The sequence below is a fragment of the Paenibacillus sp. JSM ZJ436 genome, assembly GCF_044383795.1.
In the GTDB taxonomy this organism is placed as follows: domain Bacteria; phylum Bacillota; class Bacilli; order Paenibacillales; family Paenibacillaceae; genus Paenibacillus_AQ; species Paenibacillus_AQ algicola.
In genome coordinates, this window is sequence record NZ_JBISEO010000029.1 from 1 (window position 1) to 20,605 (window position 20,605).

Annotated in this window: 19 protein-coding genes; 3 read left to right on the forward strand and 16 right to left on the reverse strand. The window is 49.0% G+C overall.

All coding sequences use genetic code 11. The features are described from left to right. Positions 1-125 (forward strand): IS3 family transposase (locus ACH6EH_RS19720; protein ID WP_397331910.1); only part of this gene is annotated, 125 nt, incomplete at its 5' end. A gap of 127 nt (positions 126-252) precedes the next feature. On the opposite strand, the gene ACH6EH_RS19725 is transcribed toward ACH6EH_RS19720, so the two are convergent. The 7 genes from ACH6EH_RS19725 to ACH6EH_RS19755 form a co-directional block, all read right to left on the reverse strand. Then, the gene (locus ACH6EH_RS19725; RefSeq protein WP_397333529.1) at positions 253-1,176 is read right to left on the reverse strand and encodes a prenyltransferase; all 924 of its coding nucleotides are present in this window, start codon (positions 1,174-1,176) and stop codon (positions 253-255) included. 209 nt (positions 1,177-1,385) lie between these two features. After that, positions 1,386-2,129, reverse strand: coding sequence for a glycerophosphodiester phosphodiesterase (locus ACH6EH_RS19730; RefSeq protein WP_397333530.1), 744 nt, complete (start codon positions 2,127-2,129; stop codon positions 1,386-1,388). A 39-nt stretch (positions 2,130-2,168) separates the two neighbouring features. Next, a complete protein-coding gene (locus ACH6EH_RS19735) occupies positions 2,169-3,191 on the reverse strand; it encodes an SGNH/GDSL hydrolase family protein (RefSeq protein ID WP_397333531.1) in 1,023 nt (340 codons plus the stop codon). 211 nt (positions 3,192-3,402) lie between these two features. Further along, complete coding sequence (locus ACH6EH_RS19740) at positions 3,403-4,317, reverse strand: methyl-accepting chemotaxis protein (RefSeq protein WP_397333532.1); 915 nt, start codon at positions 4,315-4,317, stop codon at positions 3,403-3,405. Between the two features lie 130 nt (positions 4,318-4,447). Beyond that, a complete protein-coding gene (locus tag ACH6EH_RS19745; protein WP_397333533.1) occupies positions 4,448-4,861 on the reverse strand; it encodes an S-layer homology domain-containing protein in 414 nt (137 codons plus the stop codon). A 222-nt stretch (positions 4,862-5,083) separates the two neighbouring features. Beyond that, positions 5,084-6,052, reverse strand: coding sequence for a response regulator (locus ACH6EH_RS19750; protein WP_397333534.1), 969 nt, complete (start codon positions 6,050-6,052; stop codon positions 5,084-5,086). After that, positions 6,049-7,923 carry a sensor histidine kinase gene (locus ACH6EH_RS19755; protein WP_397333535.1) on the reverse strand — a complete coding sequence of 625 codons (1,875 nt, stop codon included), beginning with the start codon at positions 7,921-7,923 and terminating at the stop codon, positions 6,049-6,051. Before ACH6EH_RS19755 ends, ACH6EH_RS19750 begins: the two co-directional genes overlap by 4 nt. 369 nt (positions 7,924-8,292) lie before the next feature. On the opposite strand from ACH6EH_RS19755, the gene ACH6EH_RS19760 reads away from it, so the two are divergent. Continuing rightward, complete coding sequence (locus ACH6EH_RS19760) at positions 8,293-8,526, forward strand: hypothetical protein (RefSeq protein ID WP_208203223.1); 234 nt, start codon at positions 8,293-8,295, stop codon at positions 8,524-8,526. 347 nt (positions 8,527-8,873) lie between these two features. On the opposite strand, the gene groL is transcribed toward ACH6EH_RS19760, so the two are convergent. The 7 genes from groL to ACH6EH_RS19795 all read right to left on the reverse strand — a co-directional run bounded on the left by groL (position 8,874) and on the right by ACH6EH_RS19795 (position 14,123). Beyond that, a complete protein-coding gene (gene groL / locus ACH6EH_RS19765) occupies positions 8,874-10,502 on the reverse strand; it encodes a chaperonin GroEL (protein WP_138226815.1) in 1,629 nt (542 codons plus the stop codon). 65 nt (positions 10,503-10,567) lie between these two features. Then, complete coding sequence (gene groES / locus ACH6EH_RS19770; protein ID WP_138226816.1) at positions 10,568-10,849, reverse strand: co-chaperone GroES; 282 nt, start codon at positions 10,847-10,849, stop codon at positions 10,568-10,570. A 336-nt stretch (positions 10,850-11,185) separates the two neighbouring features. After that, positions 11,186-11,962, reverse strand: a complete 777-nt coding sequence (gene tatC, locus ACH6EH_RS19775; protein ID WP_397333542.1) for a twin-arginine translocase subunit TatC — start codon at positions 11,960-11,962, stop codon at positions 11,186-11,188. 90 nt (positions 11,963-12,052) lie between these two features. Next, on the reverse strand, positions 12,053-12,277 hold the full coding sequence (locus ACH6EH_RS19780) for a twin-arginine translocase TatA/TatE family subunit (protein ID WP_397333536.1): 225 nt from the start codon (positions 12,275-12,277) through the stop codon (positions 12,053-12,055). A gap of 173 nt (positions 12,278-12,450) precedes the next feature. Next, the gene (locus ACH6EH_RS19785) at positions 12,451-12,948 is read right to left on the reverse strand and encodes a MogA/MoaB family molybdenum cofactor biosynthesis protein (RefSeq protein ID WP_138226819.1); all 498 of its coding nucleotides are present in this window, start codon (positions 12,946-12,948) and stop codon (positions 12,451-12,453) included. 61 nt (positions 12,949-13,009) lie between these two features. Next, positions 13,010-13,477 (reverse strand): cyclic pyranopterin monophosphate synthase MoaC, encoded by a 468-nt coding sequence (moaC, locus tag ACH6EH_RS19790; RefSeq protein WP_397333537.1) that lies wholly within the window; start codon positions 13,475-13,477, stop codon positions 13,010-13,012. Further along, entirely contained in the window at positions 13,467-14,123 is a 657-nt protein-coding gene (locus ACH6EH_RS19795) for a 5-formyltetrahydrofolate cyclo-ligase (protein ID WP_397333538.1), read from the reverse strand. Before ACH6EH_RS19795 ends, moaC begins: the two co-directional genes overlap by 11 nt. Positions 14,124-14,323: 200 nt before the next feature. Here ACH6EH_RS19795 and abc-f point away from each other — a divergent pair, with 200 nt between their 5' ends. Then, on the forward strand, positions 14,324-16,294 hold the full coding sequence (abc-f, locus tag ACH6EH_RS19800; protein ID WP_397333539.1) for a ribosomal protection-like ABC-F family protein: 1,971 nt from the start codon (positions 14,324-14,326) through the stop codon (positions 16,292-16,294). A 625-nt stretch (positions 16,295-16,919) separates the two neighbouring features. On the opposite strand, the gene ACH6EH_RS19805 is transcribed toward abc-f, so the two are convergent. Then, positions 16,920-18,335, reverse strand: a complete 1,416-nt coding sequence (locus tag ACH6EH_RS19805; RefSeq protein WP_397333540.1) for a BNR repeat-containing protein — start codon at positions 18,333-18,335, stop codon at positions 16,920-16,922. Positions 18,336-18,488: 153 nt separating this feature from the next. Further along, the coding region (locus ACH6EH_RS19810; RefSeq protein WP_397333541.1) for an S-layer homology domain-containing protein at positions 18,489-20,605 on the reverse strand (2,117 nt) is incomplete at its 5' end.

The window sequence follows — 20,605 nt, forward strand, 5'->3', positions numbered from 1 at the left end:
CATACCATACTTTTGAGGACCTTGAGAAGGACATCCAGGCATATATTCATTTTTATAACTATGAACGATTACAAGCTAAATTAAACGGCCTTAGTCCAATGGAATTCAGATCTAAGGCCGCCTAATTGATTTTATTTATTTGTACTGTCTACTTGACGGGGTGCAGTTCAAGATCCAGGATCTTGCGGGATGGCCTCTTTGGTTGTTGTGAGAGTTACGTGGCTTGGTTGACGGTGCTGTCGCTATATATCTCTAAGTTTGCAGCAAGCTCTGGATCAGCAGCGACAGGATCAGCACGCCGCCGCTGGACATCGTGGCCTTCATGGACGCACCCATTAACGGCAAATATGCCTCTGAGCGGTTGTGCTCCTGGAGCCGCCCGTACACCATATACAGCGGAAGCACTGTAATCAGTGCCGCCAGACCATACAGCGGGAGCGCTCCTGCCGAGACACAAGCTACCATGGACAAGCATGCCAGCAGCAAGAGGAGTCTGGAGAAGCGAAGGGCTCTCTTTTCTCCCCAGACGACGACCAGTGTATTCTTCCCCGCCTGCCGGTCTGCCTGCCAATGCAAAAAGTGGTGGTTAAACAAAATCAGCGTAGTTAACAACCCGATGGGCAATGACAACAGCAGTGCCCGGTAGTCCATGTGAGAGGTCTGCACATAATAAGCTCCCATTACCGGCAGGATGCCGAAGGAGAGCAGGATGGCAATTTCACTATAGCCTTTGCCCCGGTAGCCGAATTGAACCGGTGGCGCAACATAAAAATACGCAATGAGTCCCCCCAGCGCTCCGAGCACAAGGGCCCACCAGCCGCTGAGAAGGCCCAGGATCACGCCGCTTGCAGCAGCGATGACGAACAGCAGCCAGGTCACAGCCTCAAATTTGCGCAGGGACCATATGCCTTGCGTCAAGAATCCGGAGTTGGTCGAAATTGCATCGACATGGTGATCGGCTTCTCCATCTGCTCCATTCTTGAAGTCCCACAGATCATTAATCATGTTGGAGAATAAATGCGCTGCCGCTGCACCTGCCAGAGTCAGCAGAAACAGCCACGGGTGAAACTCTCCTGTCCACACATACGCTCCCAGCGCTCCGAGAGCCACGGGAATCAGCATCACAGGAATGACATTCAGCCTGGAAGCTTTAGCAAATGATGTCCAGCCATTCATATTGCCGGTTCACTCCTTTCTTATCGTCAGTTGGACGTCTGCAATCTTGCGAAATCAGACGCCGCCACATTGTGAAACAAAGTACGATCTCCTTTATCATAACATATTTTCGCAGGCGTTTGAGCCGCGTTTACTATGATTCTCTTTTCCAAATGATGTACAAAAGAAGCCTGCCCCGACTGTCCGGGACAAGCTTCTTCATCCTTACTTTACCACGATGCCTGATCCAATAGAGCCTTCAAGCGACCCGGATAATCAGTAATAATTCCGTCTATGCCGGACGCTGCTGCCTCTGCAAGTGACGCTTCTTCATTAATGGTCCAGCCATACACCTTGAGGCCCTTACTCTGCGGCCCCTTCAAATCCTTGAGCTCCAGTCGGCTGTAATTGGGATGCAGGGAGAAGACCTTCGTGCCCGCCGCCAAAGGCAGCTCTTCATGGCGATCCAGCGTCAAGCTGTACAGCAGGCCGACTTCAATCCGCGGCTCCAGCTCCCGAATGAGCCGGAGGCTCTTCCAGTCGAAAGAGGATATCACCACCTGATCCAGCCTGTCACAGTCTCTCAAGAGCTTGACCAGCGCAGGCTCAATAGCTCCGTGATACTTGCCCTTGATCTCCACATTAAGCATGACCTGCGGCGGAATGAGATGAAGCACCTGCGCAAGGGTTGGAATGGTCTCCCCGGCATAGCGTTCGTGAAACCATGAGCCCGCATCATAGGTCTGCAGCTGCTCTACAGTCATATCATTCACTTTGCCGGAGCCATTCGTTGTCCGGTCAATGGAATCATCATGAATGACGACCAGGCTGTTATCCTTGCTAAGATGAATATCCAGCTCAATGCCGGTACAGCCCTGCTCCAATCCCAGCCGGAACGCAGCCAGCGTATTCTCGGGAGCTTCTCCGGAAGCCCCCCGGTGAGCAAAAATCAGCGGCTTGTTAGGTATGGACATCCTTCCTGCTCCTTTCTGTAGCGCTTTCAGGTTCTGTATTTATATCACTGCCGTCCGTTTCAGCTGTGTGCCCAACCCCAGCTTCTCAATCAGCTGAATCATTTGTTTGGACATATTCACATAGCCCTCAGCATCCGGGTGCAGCTTGTCCGGGAAGCTGTCCTTCCATTCCTCGCCGAACACCTCCAGGCCATCCAGGTAATACAGATTGTTATCTCCCTGACCTTGCATAACCTCAACGGTCTCGCGAACAATCGTGCGCATGATCTGCAGTGTCAGATCTACCTTGTTGGGATGCGTTTCCCGACTTTCCTTCTCGGCGAAGATCGGGGACTGAAGAATAATCGGAGTGTGCGGGTGCTTCTCCCGAACGACCTGTACGAAGCCAATCAGTGCTGCCTGGAAGGTACGCTCACTCATGGACGATACGCCCATAATATTAATGCCGGCACAGATCGAAATGAGATCAGCCGGAAGCTCGCGAATCATGCGCGCCACCATCATTTCCAAATGGCAATTTCCGGAGTATCCCAGGTTGGTGCTGTGCCAGTCAAAATGGTTCGCCACCAGCGCCGGCCATGTTCTTGACGGCCCTGAAGCTTCCTCGCACTGCGTTATTGAGCTGCCATAGCTGACCCATCTCAGACGGTTGTCCTCAATATGGCTGTAAGATGCGCCGTGATCGAGCTCCAGCTCACGTACGATGAGCGGACCTTTTTTCTGTGGGAGAAACAGCTCCACGCGGCTGGAGTTCTCCGGCAGGTTATCAAACCGGCACACCTCCTGATTGGGAGTCATGTCTACCGACTGATGCAGCTTGCCGTCAACCACGCAGTCGATGGTCCGCTCAACATCAGAGCCCTCTACGTGCAGCACAGCCGTACGGCTGTCACTCTTGAAGGTGATGCGAACACCTGCGGGTACCTCTGTCTGACGCAGCAGCGACTTGGGTAAGAACAGCTCCTGCTGCTCGTACGGAATACGCCATGGCTTTGCGCCCGCTGGTGTGCTTTCTACACTTACCGCTCCTTGATAATCTAATTCTGTCCCCTTCAGCTTCATAATGAATGAAGCACCTCTCTTTCCTTCTGCCTGAATTTGTGGTCGTCGGCACCCCGTGCTCTACCGAAATTACGATCATGTTACAATTCGACACAGAATCCGTTGATCCTTTCTCGAAAACGTATTCTTTTGTAGAAAATAGAGCAAAAAAAAGCTTCCTGCGAGCCCTAAGGACACATGAAGCTGGTTGATTGGAAACGTAGGAAACCCTTTAAATAATATGCTGGAAACGCTGGGCGTGATCTTCCAGCTGCTGAGATGAGACGGACAAGCCGTTGAAATCCTCCACCGCCGCTTTAATCATGTGCTGGCTCTCCTGAACGTCAAATTGCACCTGACTCGCTCCTGTGGAAATCTTGATGACTTCCTTCGTAATCCCGTTGATGTTGCTGCGCACTTCCCCGATGGACTGCTCCACCTTCACTGAGAGCTTGCGAACCTCCTTCGCCACCACATCGAACCCGCGTCCGTGCTCTCCGGCTCTTGCGGCTTCAATCGCTGCATTCAGAGCCAGCAGCTGAGTCTGGCTAGCAATGTCGCGGATCGTCTGCACCACGCCTTTGATTTCATCCGCACGGCGATGCAGGCCCTCCAGCGTCAAGGCATTATTCTCGGAGACCGAAGCGATCTGATCAATCAGATTCATCAGCTCTGCACTGCGATGGATGCCCTTCGTCGACCGGCTGCTTAAATCCTCAGCCATCTTGAGCAGATCCTCTACTACAAGGGAAATATGATTCTGACGCTCTGTAATATTGGTTGCGATCTTCTGGATTCCGATGACCTTGCGGGCATCCTCGTCCATGATCGGCATATAGGTCGCTTCCAGCCATATGGATTGACCGTGGGCGTCTCTTCTCTCGATTTTGTCCTGAAAGCTTCGGCCTTCGAATAGCCGCTGCCAAAACAACTCATATTCCGGACTAAGGCTGAACTGAGGCAGACAAAATTGCTTATGATGCATACCGAGCATATCCTCTTTGCGGTACTTGACGCTTGAAGCAAACAGATCATTGACATAAGTGACTCTTCGACTTGCGTCGAAACGTATAACCGCCACGTGCTTTTCCAGCGCATGTACAATCATAGGATCCGATACTCTAACCTCTTCCAGCTGCTGCAGCATAATATGTATCCACCCTCTCAACATTTCAGACCTTAGTTGAAACATTAGTCCTAGTTACAATTACCCTGTATATCTCTAAATTGAAACATTTTTATCGCTATTTTTCGACATATTCAATCTGCTCCATGATTCAATCCAGCAGCCCGTGGATAATGGAAACCGCTTCCGCCCGGGTCAAAGCGCGATCCGGCTTGAACGAGCCGTCCGGATCGCCCTGCATCCACCCAGCCCGGAAAACAGCATCCACGATACTTTTCGCCCAGTGGTGCACCACATCGTCAAAAGCCGGCGTACCTTCACTTCGCTCCAGCCCCTTCCACAGAAAAACAATCGTGGCCATTTCGGCTCTCGTGACATTCAGCTCAGGCTTGAACTGTTGGCTTGGATAGCCTTGCATCAAGCCGGCAGCCACCACTTGCTGAATAGGGTTATTTGCCCAGTAGTCTGGACTCACATCTGTGAATTCAGCCCCTTCTGACTTCGCCGACATCCCGTTTCTTGCTAGCAGCACCGCCATCTCGGCCCTTGTAATTTCCTGGTCCAAGATAAGATCACCTCATTCTAATCAAGTATGCCCTGCTTCCACACCGTTTCTCGGATGGATTATCCCGTCAATGTTACATGGTGCTCCTTACAATTTTCTTACGTGCGCTCCAAGCCGGCGCTTTATGGAACGCCAAACAGCCGTACCCGCGTGTAGCTTTCGGGTACGGCTATATATGAACTTGATTCAGCGGCAGCTGTTACACTACCTTGCTTTATACGGCTACCACATTCGGTCTTCCTCAAGCAGCATCCCTTCGACTCTCTGGCGCAGCTGCTTTAGCCTGCTGACTTCGCCCTGCTCGGTAGCATACTGAAACACCGCCGCGACAAGCTCTACGAAGGTACGGTAGTATTTTTCCCGGATGGGGATGCACCATAAATAATCCTTCCCATCCAAGAGATCTCCCTGATACAGGCTGATGGCCTGCTCATAAGCGGCTATGGTCTCACGCCGGGTCGGCTGCTTACAGGCAGCCAGTCGATCAAACTCACGAAAATCACAATATACGTCTTTCGCATCTACGGTGTAAATGCCATTTTTGCTTCGGATGTGGAGCTGGATTCCTGCATTTCGCAGGGACTGCTTCAACCGAAACATCATCGTATGTAAATTTTGCTGGGATTTCTCTACGGACGACTCTTCCCACAGCTCATCAATAATCCGCCATTTGCTAATTCCTTTATCCTGGTGCAGCACGAGCAGTGCCAGCAGCTCTTCGATCTTCGGGGTTAAAAAGCTTGATGGACTCCCCTCTATCCGCAGATGAGGATTACCAAAGAAATAAAGCTCTCCCTGGTCAGGGAGCTTGGGAACATCCAGTCCTTTTTTCTTATAGACCCGGCTCACAATTTCATCCACCGACTGCACGTCGACCGGCTTCAAAATATAATGAATCGCGTTCAGCTCAAACGCCCGGATCGCATACTGCTCGTAAGCGGTCACGAACACAATGGACAGCTCCTTCGTATTCGGGGACTCCATCAGTCTGGCTGCCAGCTCCAGTCCGCTCATCTCCGGCATATCCACATCGAGAAAAAGCACATCGGCATCCAGCTGCGGAATCTGTATCAGCGCTTCCTCCGGATCTGTAAACGAGCCCATGATGCTGATTCCGGACGCTTCTCGGATGACCTTATTCAGCAGATCCAGGACGAGCCGCTCATCATCGACCAGTACCGCCTTAATCATGACATCACCTCCTGCTCTCGATGTAGCGGAATGGAGAAATAGACCTCGGTTCCCTGACCATTCGTATTGAATTGCAGCTGTACGCCGTACATTTGCTTTAGACGAGCGTTCACATTGAGCAGACTGATGCCGTTTCCTGTTCGGTCCGCTGGATCCTTGTGACCCTGCCGGATCGGAGCCAGCTGCTCGGCGGCCATGCCTTTGCCGTTATCCTTCACACTGATAAACATGCTATTGTCCCGCTTCTGAATGATCAGCTTCACTTTGCCGCCGTGTTTATTTTTTAAAATCCCATGCCGAATGGCGTTCTCCACCAGCGGTTCAATGACGAGCGGAATGATCTGCAGGTGCATTAGATCCTCATCGACGTCAAAATCAACCTGAATCCGGTCCTCGAACCTGGCTTTTTCAATATCGACAAACACTTTAATCCAATCCAGCTCGTTCCTGAGCGTAACATAGTCTGTATTCACATCCACCTGAAAGGAGCGCTTCAAATAATTAGACAGATCACTCAGCAGCCGGCCCGCCCGTTCGCCATTGGTGTAGCACAAGCTGATAATACTGCTCAAGGTATTAAACAAGAAATGCGGTTTGATCTGTGCCTGCAAAAAAGCCAGCTCGTTGCGCTGTGCCTCCTTGGTTGTCTGATCGAGCGTGGTATGCGTCTGAATTAGCTGAATGGACAGCTCCTCATTACGTTTATACGAGTTGGCATATCGGACCAGCAGCAGTGCAGCCAAGGCGATACTGTATACGGAAACCGTCAGGAAGGAGATAAACATATCTGACTTGATACCCACACTGAACAGAATCATATCCAGCCAGTACAGAAAAACACTACAGATACAGATCAGAAGCGTGCGGTGCTCCGGACTGCTGGAAGGGTTGCGGACGTACTGAATGACCACTCTGACCCAAGCCGTAAAAAACAGCAGTACCGTGGTGAGGATATAAAAAGTAAAGGTACCGGTATAAATCTGAACAGGCACAATGAGTACCAACAGCATAAAAATGCCATAGTACACCAGCAGGAGATAAAGGCTTCGGCGGGACAGAAAGGCCGGGTTGACCTTATGGATCACCACCCACACCATGATGACGCTGCAAGCACTCATTAAATGCCCGAACCGGAAGGTATGCTCCAAAGTCATTCCCGGGATAAATTGCGCAAAAATACGCTCGCTGTAAATCCCGTTCATAATCCCGAAGAACAGGCAACTGAGCGCCAGCGGCAGCGTGACCGGTTCTTTTTTGCGATAATGCTTGTTCCCCAGCCACAAGAGCAGGTACAAGAAGCCGAGCACCATAACAATTAAGATCATGGCGAACTCGAACATTAGCTTGCGGTTCTGCAGCAGGGAAAGCCCCTCCTGCGTTCCAAACAGCATAGGTTTGGCAATGCCGCCCACAATATACTCGTGATTGGCTGCGTGAATGACGATCTCTGCCGTTCGCTCCTCCAGTTCAAAATAGACAACCGTGGAGGAATTACCCGCCACGCTATTCTTGAGCGTCATCGAGGCACGGCCGTCCTCCAGCAGCAGCTCTCCGTTGACATATACCCGGCTGGCATTGCGGATATTTGCTTTTTTCAAGGCGAAATATTTATGGTCAGGAATGTTGTGAATCACCGCCCGGTAAGTAGCAAAGCCTTTGGCCATATGCTCATTGCCGTCCAGATCCATGAGCCAGTTGCCTGGCACCTGTATATACGATGCTTGCTGTGAGAGTGCAGTAAATGATTCCGTATCGACAAACTGATTCCAGTAAAATTCCCACTCCCCATCCAGCGCAATCACCTCGTCATGAAGGAAATTCGTTTCAGCCAGATCCAGGGTGCCCTTTTGAACATGAGTTGTTATCTGCAAAGCCTGCGAGTAATAATATATAAGAACCAGTAATGTTACAGTGATTGCGGTTACAAAAGTGATGCGGATACGTTTCAACCTTCACACCCTCTACCCTGTTCTGTGTCACATGTTGTCGTTTGAAGTCGCACGGTTCGTTTCATGGTAGCATAATTCTCCGGGGACTAACATTCTTTTTATCCCAGTTATGGTGTTATTTCATAGTAATAAGAAGAGTGATGGCAAACATCATTATAACAGCTCATTCTGTGCGCCACGGCCGTATCCACTCACTACTTTGTCGGGTATAATGGTTTATAAATAAGGATCCAAGACGATCGCAAGAACGAAACGATTTAGCAACATATTTTTATAAAGGAGTGGTTCTCCATGTCAATGGTACGCAAACTCCATCCTCATATAGCAAAAGACTTAAGGGAGTTTTTATCTGAAAACAATATTTCCACCAAGAAACTTGTTATAGACCTTGAAGCAGAAACCATTGAGGACTTTGATGATTACTCCGTCGATGACATTTTAAGTGTGGCTGGAATCCTGAAGCCCGGTGAAGCGCAACAATTATTAGATCATATTCAGGAGTCACGGGAGGGCTGGGGAAAGTGACCCACAACCACTCCTGCATGTCGATTCCGCTGTCTCAAGAAAAGCAGCATTCATGCAAAGCAAGCAGAGAAGCAATGGACGGAAAATAAAAACTCCTGATGCCCTCATTATTGCAACTGCCTTAACAGCTAATTTGATACTGGTTTCTCTCCTCACATCGGCAATGAATCACTAGGAACGGTATCTAACTAGATTTTGAACCCCTCCTAAGAATCAAAAAAAGAAGACACCTTGGAGCGATTTCCATCACTCTAAGGTGTCTTCCTTTTATAAAATATGGACAAAATGTGGGCAATCCGGGCTTCTCCGAAGAGAAACCCTTGCCACACAGGGGTTCATACCCCGTTTTACATCATGCCGCCCATTCCACCCATGCCGCCCATGTCTGGAGCAGCAGCCTTCTCAGGCTCAGGCTTGTCAGCGATCACCGCTTCGGTGGTCAGGAACATTGCTGCTACAGATGCAGCGTTTTGCAGGGCAGAACGCGTTACCTTCGCAGGGTCAACGATGCCTGCTTCGAACATGTTCACCCAAGTGTCAGCAGCAGCGTTGTAGCCAATGCCAACTTCTTCGTTCTTCAGGCGCTCTACAATAACAGAGCCTTCCTTACCAGCGTTCGCAGCGATCGTACGGATTGGCTCTTCCAGCGCGCGCAGCACGATGTTAACGCCAGTCTTCTCGTCGCCTTGCGTTTCTACCGCAGCAACCGCTTTGTATACGTTCACCAGAGCAGTACCACCGCCGGATACGATACCTTCTTCTACCGCAGCACGAGTCGCGTTCAGAGCGTCTTCGATACGCAGCTTGCGTTCTTTCAGCTCGGTTTCAGTAGCTGCACCGACCTTGATAACAGCAACACCGCCAGCCAATTTAGCCAGACGCTCTTGCAGCTTCTCTTTGTCGAACTCGGAAGTCGTTTCTTCCAGCTGTGTGCGGATTTGCTTCACGCGAGCTTCGATATCCGCTTTGTCGCCAGCACCGTCCACGATAATGGTGTTCTCTTTGGTTACGCGTACTTGACGTGCAGTACCCAGTTGGTCCACAGTAGCGGATTTCAGGTCCAGACCCAATTCCTCGGTAATAACCTGGCCGCCTGTCAGAGCAGCGATATCCTGCAGCATAGCCTTGCGGCGGTCGCCGAAGCCTGGAGCTTTGACAGCCACTGCATTAAAGGTACCACGCAGCTTGTTCACGATCAGCATCGCTTGAGCTTCGCCTTCGATATCTTCAGCAATCAGCACGAGCGGCTTGCTTTGTTGTACGACCTTCTCCAGCAGAGGCAGAATTTCCTGGGTGTTGGAGATCTTCTTGTCGGTGATCAGGATGTACGGATTATCAAGCACCGCTTCCATCTTGTCTGTGTCTGTAATCATGTACGGAGAAATGTAGCCGCGGTCGAACTGCATACCTTCTACAACTTCCATTTCAGTCAGGAATCCACGGGATTCTTCAACCGTAATGACGCCGTCCTTGCCGACTTTCTCCATGGCTTCTGCGATCAGCTGTCCTACTTCCTCGTCAGCTGCAGAGATAGAAGCAACCTGTGCGATGGACTGTTGTCCTTCAATCGCTTTGGAGATGTTCTTCAGCTCTTCTACCGCTGCACGAACAGCCTTGTCAATGCCTTTGCGGATAACCATCGGATTTGCACCCGCAGTAACGTTCTTCAAGCCTTCGCGAATCATCGCCTGAGCAAGAACCGTTGCTGTTGTTGTACCGTCACCGGCAACATCATTCGTCTTAGTCGCTACTTCCTTCACGAGCTGAGCACCCATGTTCTCGAATGCATCTTCCAGCTCGATTTCTTTCGCGATGGTTACACCGTCATTCGTGATGAGCGGGCTGCCAAACTTCTTCTCGAGTACCACGTTACGTCCTTTCGGACCCAATGTTACCTTTACTGCGTTAGCCAATGCATCTACACCGCGAAGCATTGCGCGGCGAGCGTCTTCACTGAACTTAATATCCTTAGCCATGATATTACATACCTCCCTGGAATTTTAATAAATTACGAATGTGCTCCTATATACAGGTTAACGAATTAACCCAGAATCGCGTGGATGTCGCTTTCTTTCATAATCAAATATTCTTTACCTTCATATTTGATTTCTGTTCCAGCGTATTTAGAGAAGAGTACACGGTCGCCTTCCTTAACTTCCAATGCTACGCGCGCGCCGTCCTTCAGAGTACCGCTGCCTACAGCGATAACCTTTCCTTCTTGCGGCTTTTCTTTCGCGGAGTCCGGAAGCACGATCCCGAATGCCGTGGTTTCTTCTTGTGCGATAGGTTCTACCAATACGCGTTCACCTAAAGGTCTGATCATGAAAAATAGCCTCCTTGTTAAATAAATATAAGGTTTATCTGAGCCTTGCTGTATGTATTAGCACTCAACAAGTCTCAGTGCTAACAACCATGTTTTATGATACTCAAGTTGATCTGAAATTTCAAGTACCCCGAAGCAATTTTTACTCAAATTTTACTTCAAATCAGAGCAGCATCCGGGTTTGTCCAGCAACTCCCCTCTTCCATTGTATCCAAGGGTCCCCACTTTATGCCTGAGGGCCATTCCCGCTTCTCCCTGCGGCCTGTTTAAAGAGCACCACGCCAAACTATAATCATACATATTTGCACAAAAAAAGCGCCCCCACAGGGACGCTTCTCACTCTTCTTCTTTGCGGACATACCGCTCTTCCAGTTCCATATCTGCCGCAAGCTGCTTGCGGTAGATAAAAGCGGATAAATAAACACTAAACTCATAGAGCAGCAAAAGCGGAATCGTTACGAGAAAGTCGGAAATGAAATCCGGCGGCGTAATAATAACAGCGACAAACACCAATGCAAAATAAGCGTAGCGCCGCAGCTTCTTCAGCCGGATCGGATTTAAAATGCGTATTCTCGTTAGAAACATCACAACCAGCGGCAGCTCGAACAGCAGCGCCAGCGGCAGCACGAGGTTAAACATAAAGCTGAAATAATTCGTAATTCCGTATGTTTCCTCCAGCCCCATGCTCTGGGTAATTGTCGTTGTGAAGGACAGCGTCATCGGAAACACGATATAGTAGCCGAATAATACGCCTGCAATAAATAGAACAAAGGCATACGGCACATAGCGGACAGCCGCCTTCTGCTCCTCTTTGCGCAGGCCAGGCTTTACAAACGCCCACAGCTGGTAAAAAATAAACGGCACTGAAATGACCAGCGAGAACAACGCCGCAATCTTCATATAAATGCCGATGCCGTCCCAGAAGGAGAAGGCATTCAATTCGAACTGCTGTGCCTGCTCTGACCCCGTCAAATACTGATAGACCGGCTCGGCAATAAACAGGCCTCCGACCAAGCCGACCACAAACAAGCTCAGCACCCATATAATCCGCCGCCTGAGCTCGGTCAAATGCTCAGTCAGCTCCATTAACTTCATCTGCTCGGACACGCCCATCATCACCTCATCACTTCACCAAGCAGCTTCACATGCTCAGAAACAATCAAATCCCTCCGAAGAGGGATTTCTGTACAGCTGCTACGCAGCTTATTCCGGCAGACGCTTGTCTTCTGCACGTGCAGCAGCAGGCTGCGGTGCAGTCTCAGTCTTCTTGGAAGCCGGCTCATCCTCTATAATCTCGCGCGCTCCGTCCTTAAATTCACGGAACGTTCTTCCTACTGCACGTCCCAGCTCAGGAAGCTTGTTCGGACCGAACAGCAGCAGCGCCAGAATAACTAACAGAATAACTCCAGGTACACCTATTGAACCCATAATTACATCTCCTCCTTATGCAGCACAGAAGCAGCCTACAGGGGCCGATTCAGGCAGCAAATACCGTCATCACTCAGAACAACAGCACATAGACATATATCGACATCATATCATATCAAAAATGGCATAAACAGCCCTTCTTCATGACAAATTGTGTACAAATCCTGCTTCTTTTACGTCCGTGAATCTTCCCGGTACTGCCCCGTTACCATCAGCAGCGCCTCCGGCAGCTGATCCATCACTGCCGCCAGGTTCTCATGCACACCCTTAGGGGAGCCTGGCAGGTTCAGGACGAGCGTCCGTCCGCGAATACCGCATACACCGCGGAACAGCATGGCACTGCGGTTCTTCTGCATAACTGCGGCCCGCATGGCCTCGGCAATGCCTGGAACCTGTCTCTCTATAACCCGCAGCGTTGCCTCGGGCGTCACATCCCGCACCGCAAGCTCGGTTCCTCCCGTCGTCAGCACCAGATCCACATGGTAATAATCGGTCAGTTCAATCAAAGCGGCCGTAATCTCGTCCTCTTCATCCGGGACAATCCGGTATTCGATAATTTGCCCGCCCAGCTCTTCTTCCACCAGCTCCCGGATGACCTGGGCACTGGTATCCTCGCGTTCTCCCCGTGCCCCCTTGTCACTGGCTGTCAGGATCGCCGTCTTCCACACCATGAGAAATCTCTCCTTTCCCTCATCAGCGAATATCCTGATTCATTAAATATGATTGTCAAAGCTAGACTTGATAATCTCCACTCTTGCCGCCGCGCTTGCTCACCAGGCGCGTCGGTCCGATCTGCATATCCTTTTGCAGCGCCTTGCACATGTCGTAAACCGTTAAAGCGGCAGCAGACACCGCCGTCAGCGCCTCCATCTCAACCCCCGTCTTGCCGGTGGTCTTCACAGAGGCTTCTATATAAAGCTCATTCAGGCCGTTGTCGCCAAACTGAATATCGACTCCAGTCAGCGGCAGCGGATGACACATCGGGATCCAGCTAGACGTATTCTTGGCCGCCATAATACCCGCGACCTGAGCTACTGCCAGCACGTCCCCCTTCTCGATGCCCCCCTCCAAAATCCGCTTCAGCGTGTTGGGATGCATTCTTACGGCGGTTTGCGCTACCGCGGTCCGGTGCGTTACTTCCTTATCCGTGACATCGACCATTCTCGCTCTGCCCTGCTCGTTCATATGACTAAGCTCCATGGTATGGCTCTCCTGTTCCTGTTTCAAACTTCATCCACCCCTGATCTGTGACCAGTCCATCCAGCCTCAGGTCATGAATCTCCATCGGCACTTGAGGGATCACCTGCTCCTGAAATCCAATGCCTATCCATCTCGGCTGCCGGCCTGCCGCCTGCGCTTCCCCATCCAGCCGGCTGCGCAGGGTATCAAAATATCCACCGCCATAGCCCAGCCTTCCGCCATAAGCATCAAAAGCCAGCCCTGGCACCCAGATCACCTCCGGCACTTGCCCGGGGTCATATTTCACGGCTGTCTTCGGATCGGGCTCCGGAATACCGTAGCTCCCCGCTGCAAGTGAAGCTTCAGGGGTCAGATCATACAACTCCATCTTTCGAGATCCGCGCTGACTGCGAGGAACAATAACCTGAACCCCGCTGCTCCAGGCCCATTGAATGATGGGCCAGGTATCGAGCTCTGAACGGAAGGGCAGATAGATTAGCATGCTGGCGAATCGAGATTGCTTCATACATTCCACAGCCAGATCTGACGCTTGGCGTGACAGCCGGTCCCTGGTCTCCGGGCTTAATGAATCCCGAATCCCCTTCATCCTGGCACGTAAATCCGACTTCGCCTCAGACGGCAAAGATATGTCATAACTCCTGTCCAAACCTGAGCTCTTCCTCTCGGATCTTATTTAAGTTTAGTTTACCACTGTTCCTCCCTTTCGCCAAGAATGCGGAAGCGATGACGTGATCTGTCGCTTGTTTTTTATTTTTCATGTAAACTGGCTTTAATGTGACATGATGATCTGCAAGAGCTCTAGATCTTCCCGTAAAGTTCAAGATATAGATGGAGGTATTACACAGCATGCTGTTACAAGCGAACGGAATTAAGAAATCATACGGCGTTACTCCCGTGCTGGAGGGGGTGAATCTGCAGATTCTGGAGCGTGAGCGGATTGGCCTGGTCGGAGTGAACGGAGCCGGTAAATCTACCCTGCTGAAAGTGCTGGCCGGCGAAATGTCCTACGACAGCGGACAGATTTTTAAATCCAAGGAAACTACAATCGGTTATCTGGCCCAGAACAGCGGACTTCAGTCCAGCCGCAGCATCGGGGAAGAAATGCGAGAGGTGTTCGCCCCGCTGCTGGACACCGAGCGCGAGCTTCGCCAGCTGGAGCAGCAAATCGCCGAGCGGAGCAGCAGCAGTGACTCCAAGCAATACGAGGACCTGCTCGCCCGCTATGCCGCCCGCTCCGACTGGTTCAAGGACCATGGCGGATATGAGATGGAAACCCGGATTCGCAGTGTACTGCACGGTATGGGCTTTGGCAGCTTTTCGCAGGAGACGCTCATCTCCACCTTAAGCGGCGGGCAGAAGACTCGCCTTGCACTCGCCCGCATTTTGCTGCAGGCACCGGATCTGCTCATGCTCGATGAGCCTACCAACCATCTCGACATCGCGACCTTAACGTGGCTGGAGGATTATTTGCGAGGGTATGCCGGCGCACTGCTCGTTGTCTCTCATGACCGTTATTTTCTGGACCGGCTCGTGACGACAATTGTAGAAGTAGAGCGGCATCAATCCCGACGCTATACCGGTAATTACAGCAAATATATTGAATTGAAGGCGGCAGAGTATGAGTCGCAGCTGAAGCAGTACGAGAAGCAGCAGGATGAGATTGCGAAGATGGAAACCTTCATTCAGCGTAACATCGTTCGGGCGTCTACAACCAAGCGGGCACAGAGCCGGCGTAAAGCCCTGGATAAGCTGGAGCGGCTGGACCGTCCGGCAGGAGATTTGAAGAAGGCTCACTTCTCTTTTGAGACCGAATATATGTCAGGCAAAGAAGTGCTGCAGGCGCGTGATCTAGCCGTGTCCTTTGAGGGAAGCAGCACGCTGTTCCGCAATGTTTCCTTCGACCTGCGCCGCGGAGAAACCGTAGCGTTAATCGGACCGAACGGGATCGGGAAATCCACATTATTAAAATGCTTAATGGGAGATATGCAGCCGGCCGCCGGTACTTTTCAATGGGGAACCAAGGTGAAGCTGGGCTTCTATGACCAGGAGCAGTCTAACCTGAATCCCTCCAACACTGTCCTGGAGGAGCTATGGGGCACCTATCCCCATTTTGAAGAGGCAAGGATTCGTACGGTGCTGGGCAACTTTTTGTTCAGCGGTGAGGATGTTCTGAAGAAGATCAGCTCTCTTAGCGGCGGGGAAAAAGCCCGTGTTTCCCTGGCCAAGCTCATGCTCCTGGAAGCCAATATGCTCGTGCTTGACGAACCGACCAACCATCTGGATCTGTTCAGCAAAGAGGTGCTGGAGTCCGCCCTGATGGATTACGAGGGTACTCTGCTGTTCATTTCTCACGACCGTTACTTCTTGAACAAAATGGCGGAGCGGATTGTTGAGCTGCATACGGAGGGTGCGGAGCATTTCCTGGGTAATTATGACGATTATACGGAGAAAAAGAAAGAGCTCTTGGAGCTGGGCTACGAGCCCGGAGAGCCGTTTCAGAAGACCTCTGACTCGTCTGCAGCCCGCAAGGAGTCCAAGCCGGAAGCCGGAGCAGCCGATAAGCCAGGGGCCTCCTCTTATGAAGCGGACAAGCAGGCGAAGCGCGAAGAACGGAACCGGCAGCGCAGGCTGGAAACGCTGGAGAACCGCATTCAGGAGCTGGAGAACGAGATTGCCAGCCTGGAGGGAGAAATGGCATTGCCGGAGGTATATCAGGACTATGTCGCCCTGCAGGAGAAGCAGCAGCAGCTGGATGCACTGAAGGAAGAGCTGAATCCGATTTTTGCAGAGTGGGAGAATTTGCTGGAGGAAGCCTAAGGTGTCTCACTCTAATCTCATCCCAGCCGTATGATCTTAGGTATTTGGACATACTGGGAGAAAATTTACAGAGACGTTCACAAAATATTCATGATTGTAAACTTGTTTACACATCAAATGTTGTGCACAGGCTTATCCCCAGATGCAGTGAATAACTCCACCCTCATCCGGGGATAAAAAGCGCTTCATTTGCTTATAAACTGGCTTTTTCATCACCATGACCAATATTATCCACGAAGTTGTACACATTATCCACAGAATTCACACCTAATTGTGAAAATGTTGTTCTCACTTTCAGTCTTTTGTAAAATCGCTGTCTATCAGCCTTCCACAGACTTATGCACAATTTGGGTAGAATATGTGCATAAGTCTGTCCACAACTTGACTTCCACTTTGTTTCGTAATAGTGCAATACGGTTAATGTAATTTTTCGTGTGTTTTATTAACTAGACTGATCTTGCTTCTGGTATTAACATGTTCAAGGGGCATTTATGGGCACGCATACAGTGACTTCTTCTCTCACATTACAAAAAACGCTCACGCAATTCGTTTGTAGAACACTCCAACGAATTGCGTGAGCGATAAACCTTTTTCTTGTTCGGTTACAGACTTTTTCCTTTGATAATTACTCTATTCTAAAATCGTATTCATGGATCTCGCTTGCTGCGCCTGTTGTAGCAGGAATTTCTTGAGTTAAGAGCGATAATATTCCTTCTGTTTTCCAGCGTTGAAAGTCTAATGAAGGGGATTGACTGTACATAGCATTATTGGTATAAATAAGGCCCCAGTCGTTCCAATTGTTAGCTTCAGTAGCTGCAGCAATTTTGACCCTGTTACCTTGATTAAAGATCATTAACCCTGTGTTATTTGAATCAAACACTATTTGTGACCGGCTTCCTAGAGGCACGGAATTCATTACATTTTTACGCCATACTTTGTCGGTTCCGCGCCAATAATGAGTATATTTTGCGTCTGCTCTTGCCAATTCCCAAGTAGAATAATTAGGGTTACCTTCTGGCGCATGGGAGGTGACCACGTGAACACGCCCCTTATCGTCCACATAACTATAACCATGATTCATTAATCCATGATTTTGATTGATCGTCCTTACTTTTAACCCAGCAGTCGAAACTTTCATCGGGTCACTTTCTGTCGTGGCAACGACGGTCCCACTGTTATTCTTCCATGTTGCTCCGTAATCTTCGCTATAAGCAAACATAATATCGTGATTGGTCATCGCATCTGGAGCCTCTCGCCATACCCAAGTCAAATATAACTTATTATTGAAATACTGAGGGCGGTCAAGATACGCATTTCTACTTGTTGAGCCATTATAATTTCCTTCGCTCGAAATAATTATCCCGTTTTTCTTCCAAGAGTGTGTCGAGTTTCCGTTATAGGTGTACAAAATCGTGTCCCCATCTCCCGATCCGCCGCTTCTTCGGATGAATTGAAGATTCCCGTTGGGTACATCGATAAATCGGGGATACGTGACCTTCGTTTCTGTTTGCCCTGGAATCAACTGTGAAGTGACCGGTCCAAAAAGATTTGTGCTCCACACGACACTTTCTGGATTGTTGGCAACCCCCTGTTGGGATACCCTATAATGCAAATCATTATTATGATGGTCAAATGCCAAATGAATCGTTCCATCTGCTCTGCTAATACCAATCACCGCAGTATTATGTGTATCATTGGATGTAAAATTATAATCGGTGAAAGTAATAACACTCCATCCCGACTTCGGTGAGAGTTTACGTCTCGCAAGATTCACATAAGACTTTCCATTGCTTTCTTTGCTGTAATATACAGCATATTGATAGTTATTGTGGGTAACCATCATATCCTGTGCGTGAATTGCACTGTTAATATACAAACCATACTTGCCAGAAGAGAAATTATGCCCCTGAGTGTCAATGACTTGATCATTGATTTTGACTACACTTACGCCTGTCACAGCCTGTACAGATACACTTGAAAAGCTAAAGGTAGTAATCATCACCGCCAGAACAAGCAGTAAAGCCAAACCTTTTTTCATCATCTCAAAACCTCCTACTTTTAATTAGTTTCAAAGAAAATTACAGTATTCTATTACGTTGCCATCACCTCCTTTATATTTGTTATCCCACAATTTCAAAAAACAGGGCGACTCATATAACATAACTGTATGGGTTCGCCCTGCTCGGTACATGTTTTAGATCAAATCAGATTTTTCAAGTAATCGTTCGATCATCTTAGCGACCTCGGCTCTTGTTATGAAACCCTTCGGTACAAGCTTCATACTGCTTCTTCCTGTAATTAGTTCTGCTTGAACACTAGCCGCAATGCCGGTCATTGCCCACGTAGAAGCATCTGATACATCTTGAAACGAACTAAGTATTGCACTTGTTGCACGAGTAGGAGATTTAGCCTTCAAATCCGTAATCACCATCGCCCTGGAGAGGATAACCATAGCTTGTTCTCGGGTAACCTTGTCATTAGGACGGAAGGTCCCATCTTCAAATCCATTGATTATATTGTATGAATATGCAGTGTTTATCGCGCTGCTGTTCCAATCTGTTGCCTTTACATCCATGAATGAGCCTGTTCTATCTGCAAGATCTACCCCTAAACCTTTAACAAGGATAGCTGCAAATTCGGCCCGCGTGATTTCTTGGTCAGGGCTAAACATTTCGTGTCCTGTTCCTTGAATAATCATGCGTGAGGCCATCTGATTGACTGTATCCTTCGCCCAGTGATTTTCTAAATCCCTAAATTCCTGCCTGTTCTCAACTACGACGTAAGTGCTATTAGTCAAACTTTTGATTTGTACGTGAAACCGATCATCCTTGTTAACGACCTTGGTAGGTACATGGCGAACCGTTCCATCCATCTCTACAATTAACCCTGTCGTAATTCGATCTGGATCAATGCCTTCTGGAATCACAATGCTGCGTTTCACATACGAATTGAATTTTGAAACCTCTTCTGTACGGTCCTTGTAAACTGCTTTGACTTCGAAATTCACAGGCGGCAATATCATAGAAAAGCCTCTGTTTGTTGCCATGTTTTCAACTACTTCAACCATATCATCTGTCGGCGTTGCAATAACAATCTTAATCCGGATGTCTTCTAATGCTAAATTGACTCCAAATCGCTCTAAAACGTCATTAATATGAATTTGCTGCGCAGGTAAAGTGTATGTTGCCAGCTCGGTGCGCAACTCTATTATGGCTTTTTTCGCCTCCATATTTTTAATCATGCGCCCATTCAATTCCCCTATAACGACCTCACTTCCGGTTACGACTGGAATCGTAATAACTGCTCCTTTAGGCGTTGCTTCAAGGCGTTGTTTCATTTTTTCTTCATCCATTACAATTGTCGTTACAGTTTGCCCATTTGCTTGTGCTGTCTTTGCAATACCCAAATGCTCTATCTTTCCATTGATAAGAATCTCCGCCTTATCACCTGTTGTTTCAGACGTCGTTGGTGCGGAAGGTTCACCGGTATTATCACCGCCCGAAGAATCTACAGGCTTAACAGCAGCTTTTGATACAACCTGTGTCACATTAAATGTCACATCAGTCAGATTGTCAGCAGATATCGTAATCGTCTCGGTGTAGGTTCCTGCTGCCAGGCCGTCTTTTGCTTTTACCGTAAAAGAGGTCTTCGCGCCGCTATCTAAAGTTCCTTCAGGTTGCGTGATAATAAAATTAGTGCCGGTAATGGTTGCTTTAAGATTGGATAAATTTCTCGTGCCGTTATTATATACATCGATCGTGACAGTCTCCTGTGAGCCTGACTCGTAGCCTTGCGTTAGTGCTGTTGCAGATTGATCCGTTATTGTAGCGATCTCATAGATTGGTGCCACGTAATCTAACGGCGCATAAACGAGGATATCGTTGTAACTAAATTCGTGATATCCATTCAGTTCATTGGGCAAGATTTTTTCCCCTAACATCAGCTCACTTCTACTGAACATGGGTAACGCCCAGTCCTTTAATGAAGCTTCAACCCCTCCGCCTGTGATTTGTTCCCAAGTCCATTCTTTTTCTCCTAGAATGTATGGTATTACGAAATCATATCCACTCTTTAGGCTTACACCTTCATCAGATTTATAGGACCATAAGTCAACATTGGTGAAACGACGGCTCAAGTCAGCAAGTCTCACTAATGCCCATAAGTTATTAACCGTATAGCTAACGGATTTTGTTCTTCTTAACTCCTCCGGCTGACTACCATCAGGCGCAATGTGAGCTTCTATACGTTTTATCATAGTCTCTTCAATCAACGCTTCAGCTTCATTCACTTTTCCAAGATAAATCATAAGTC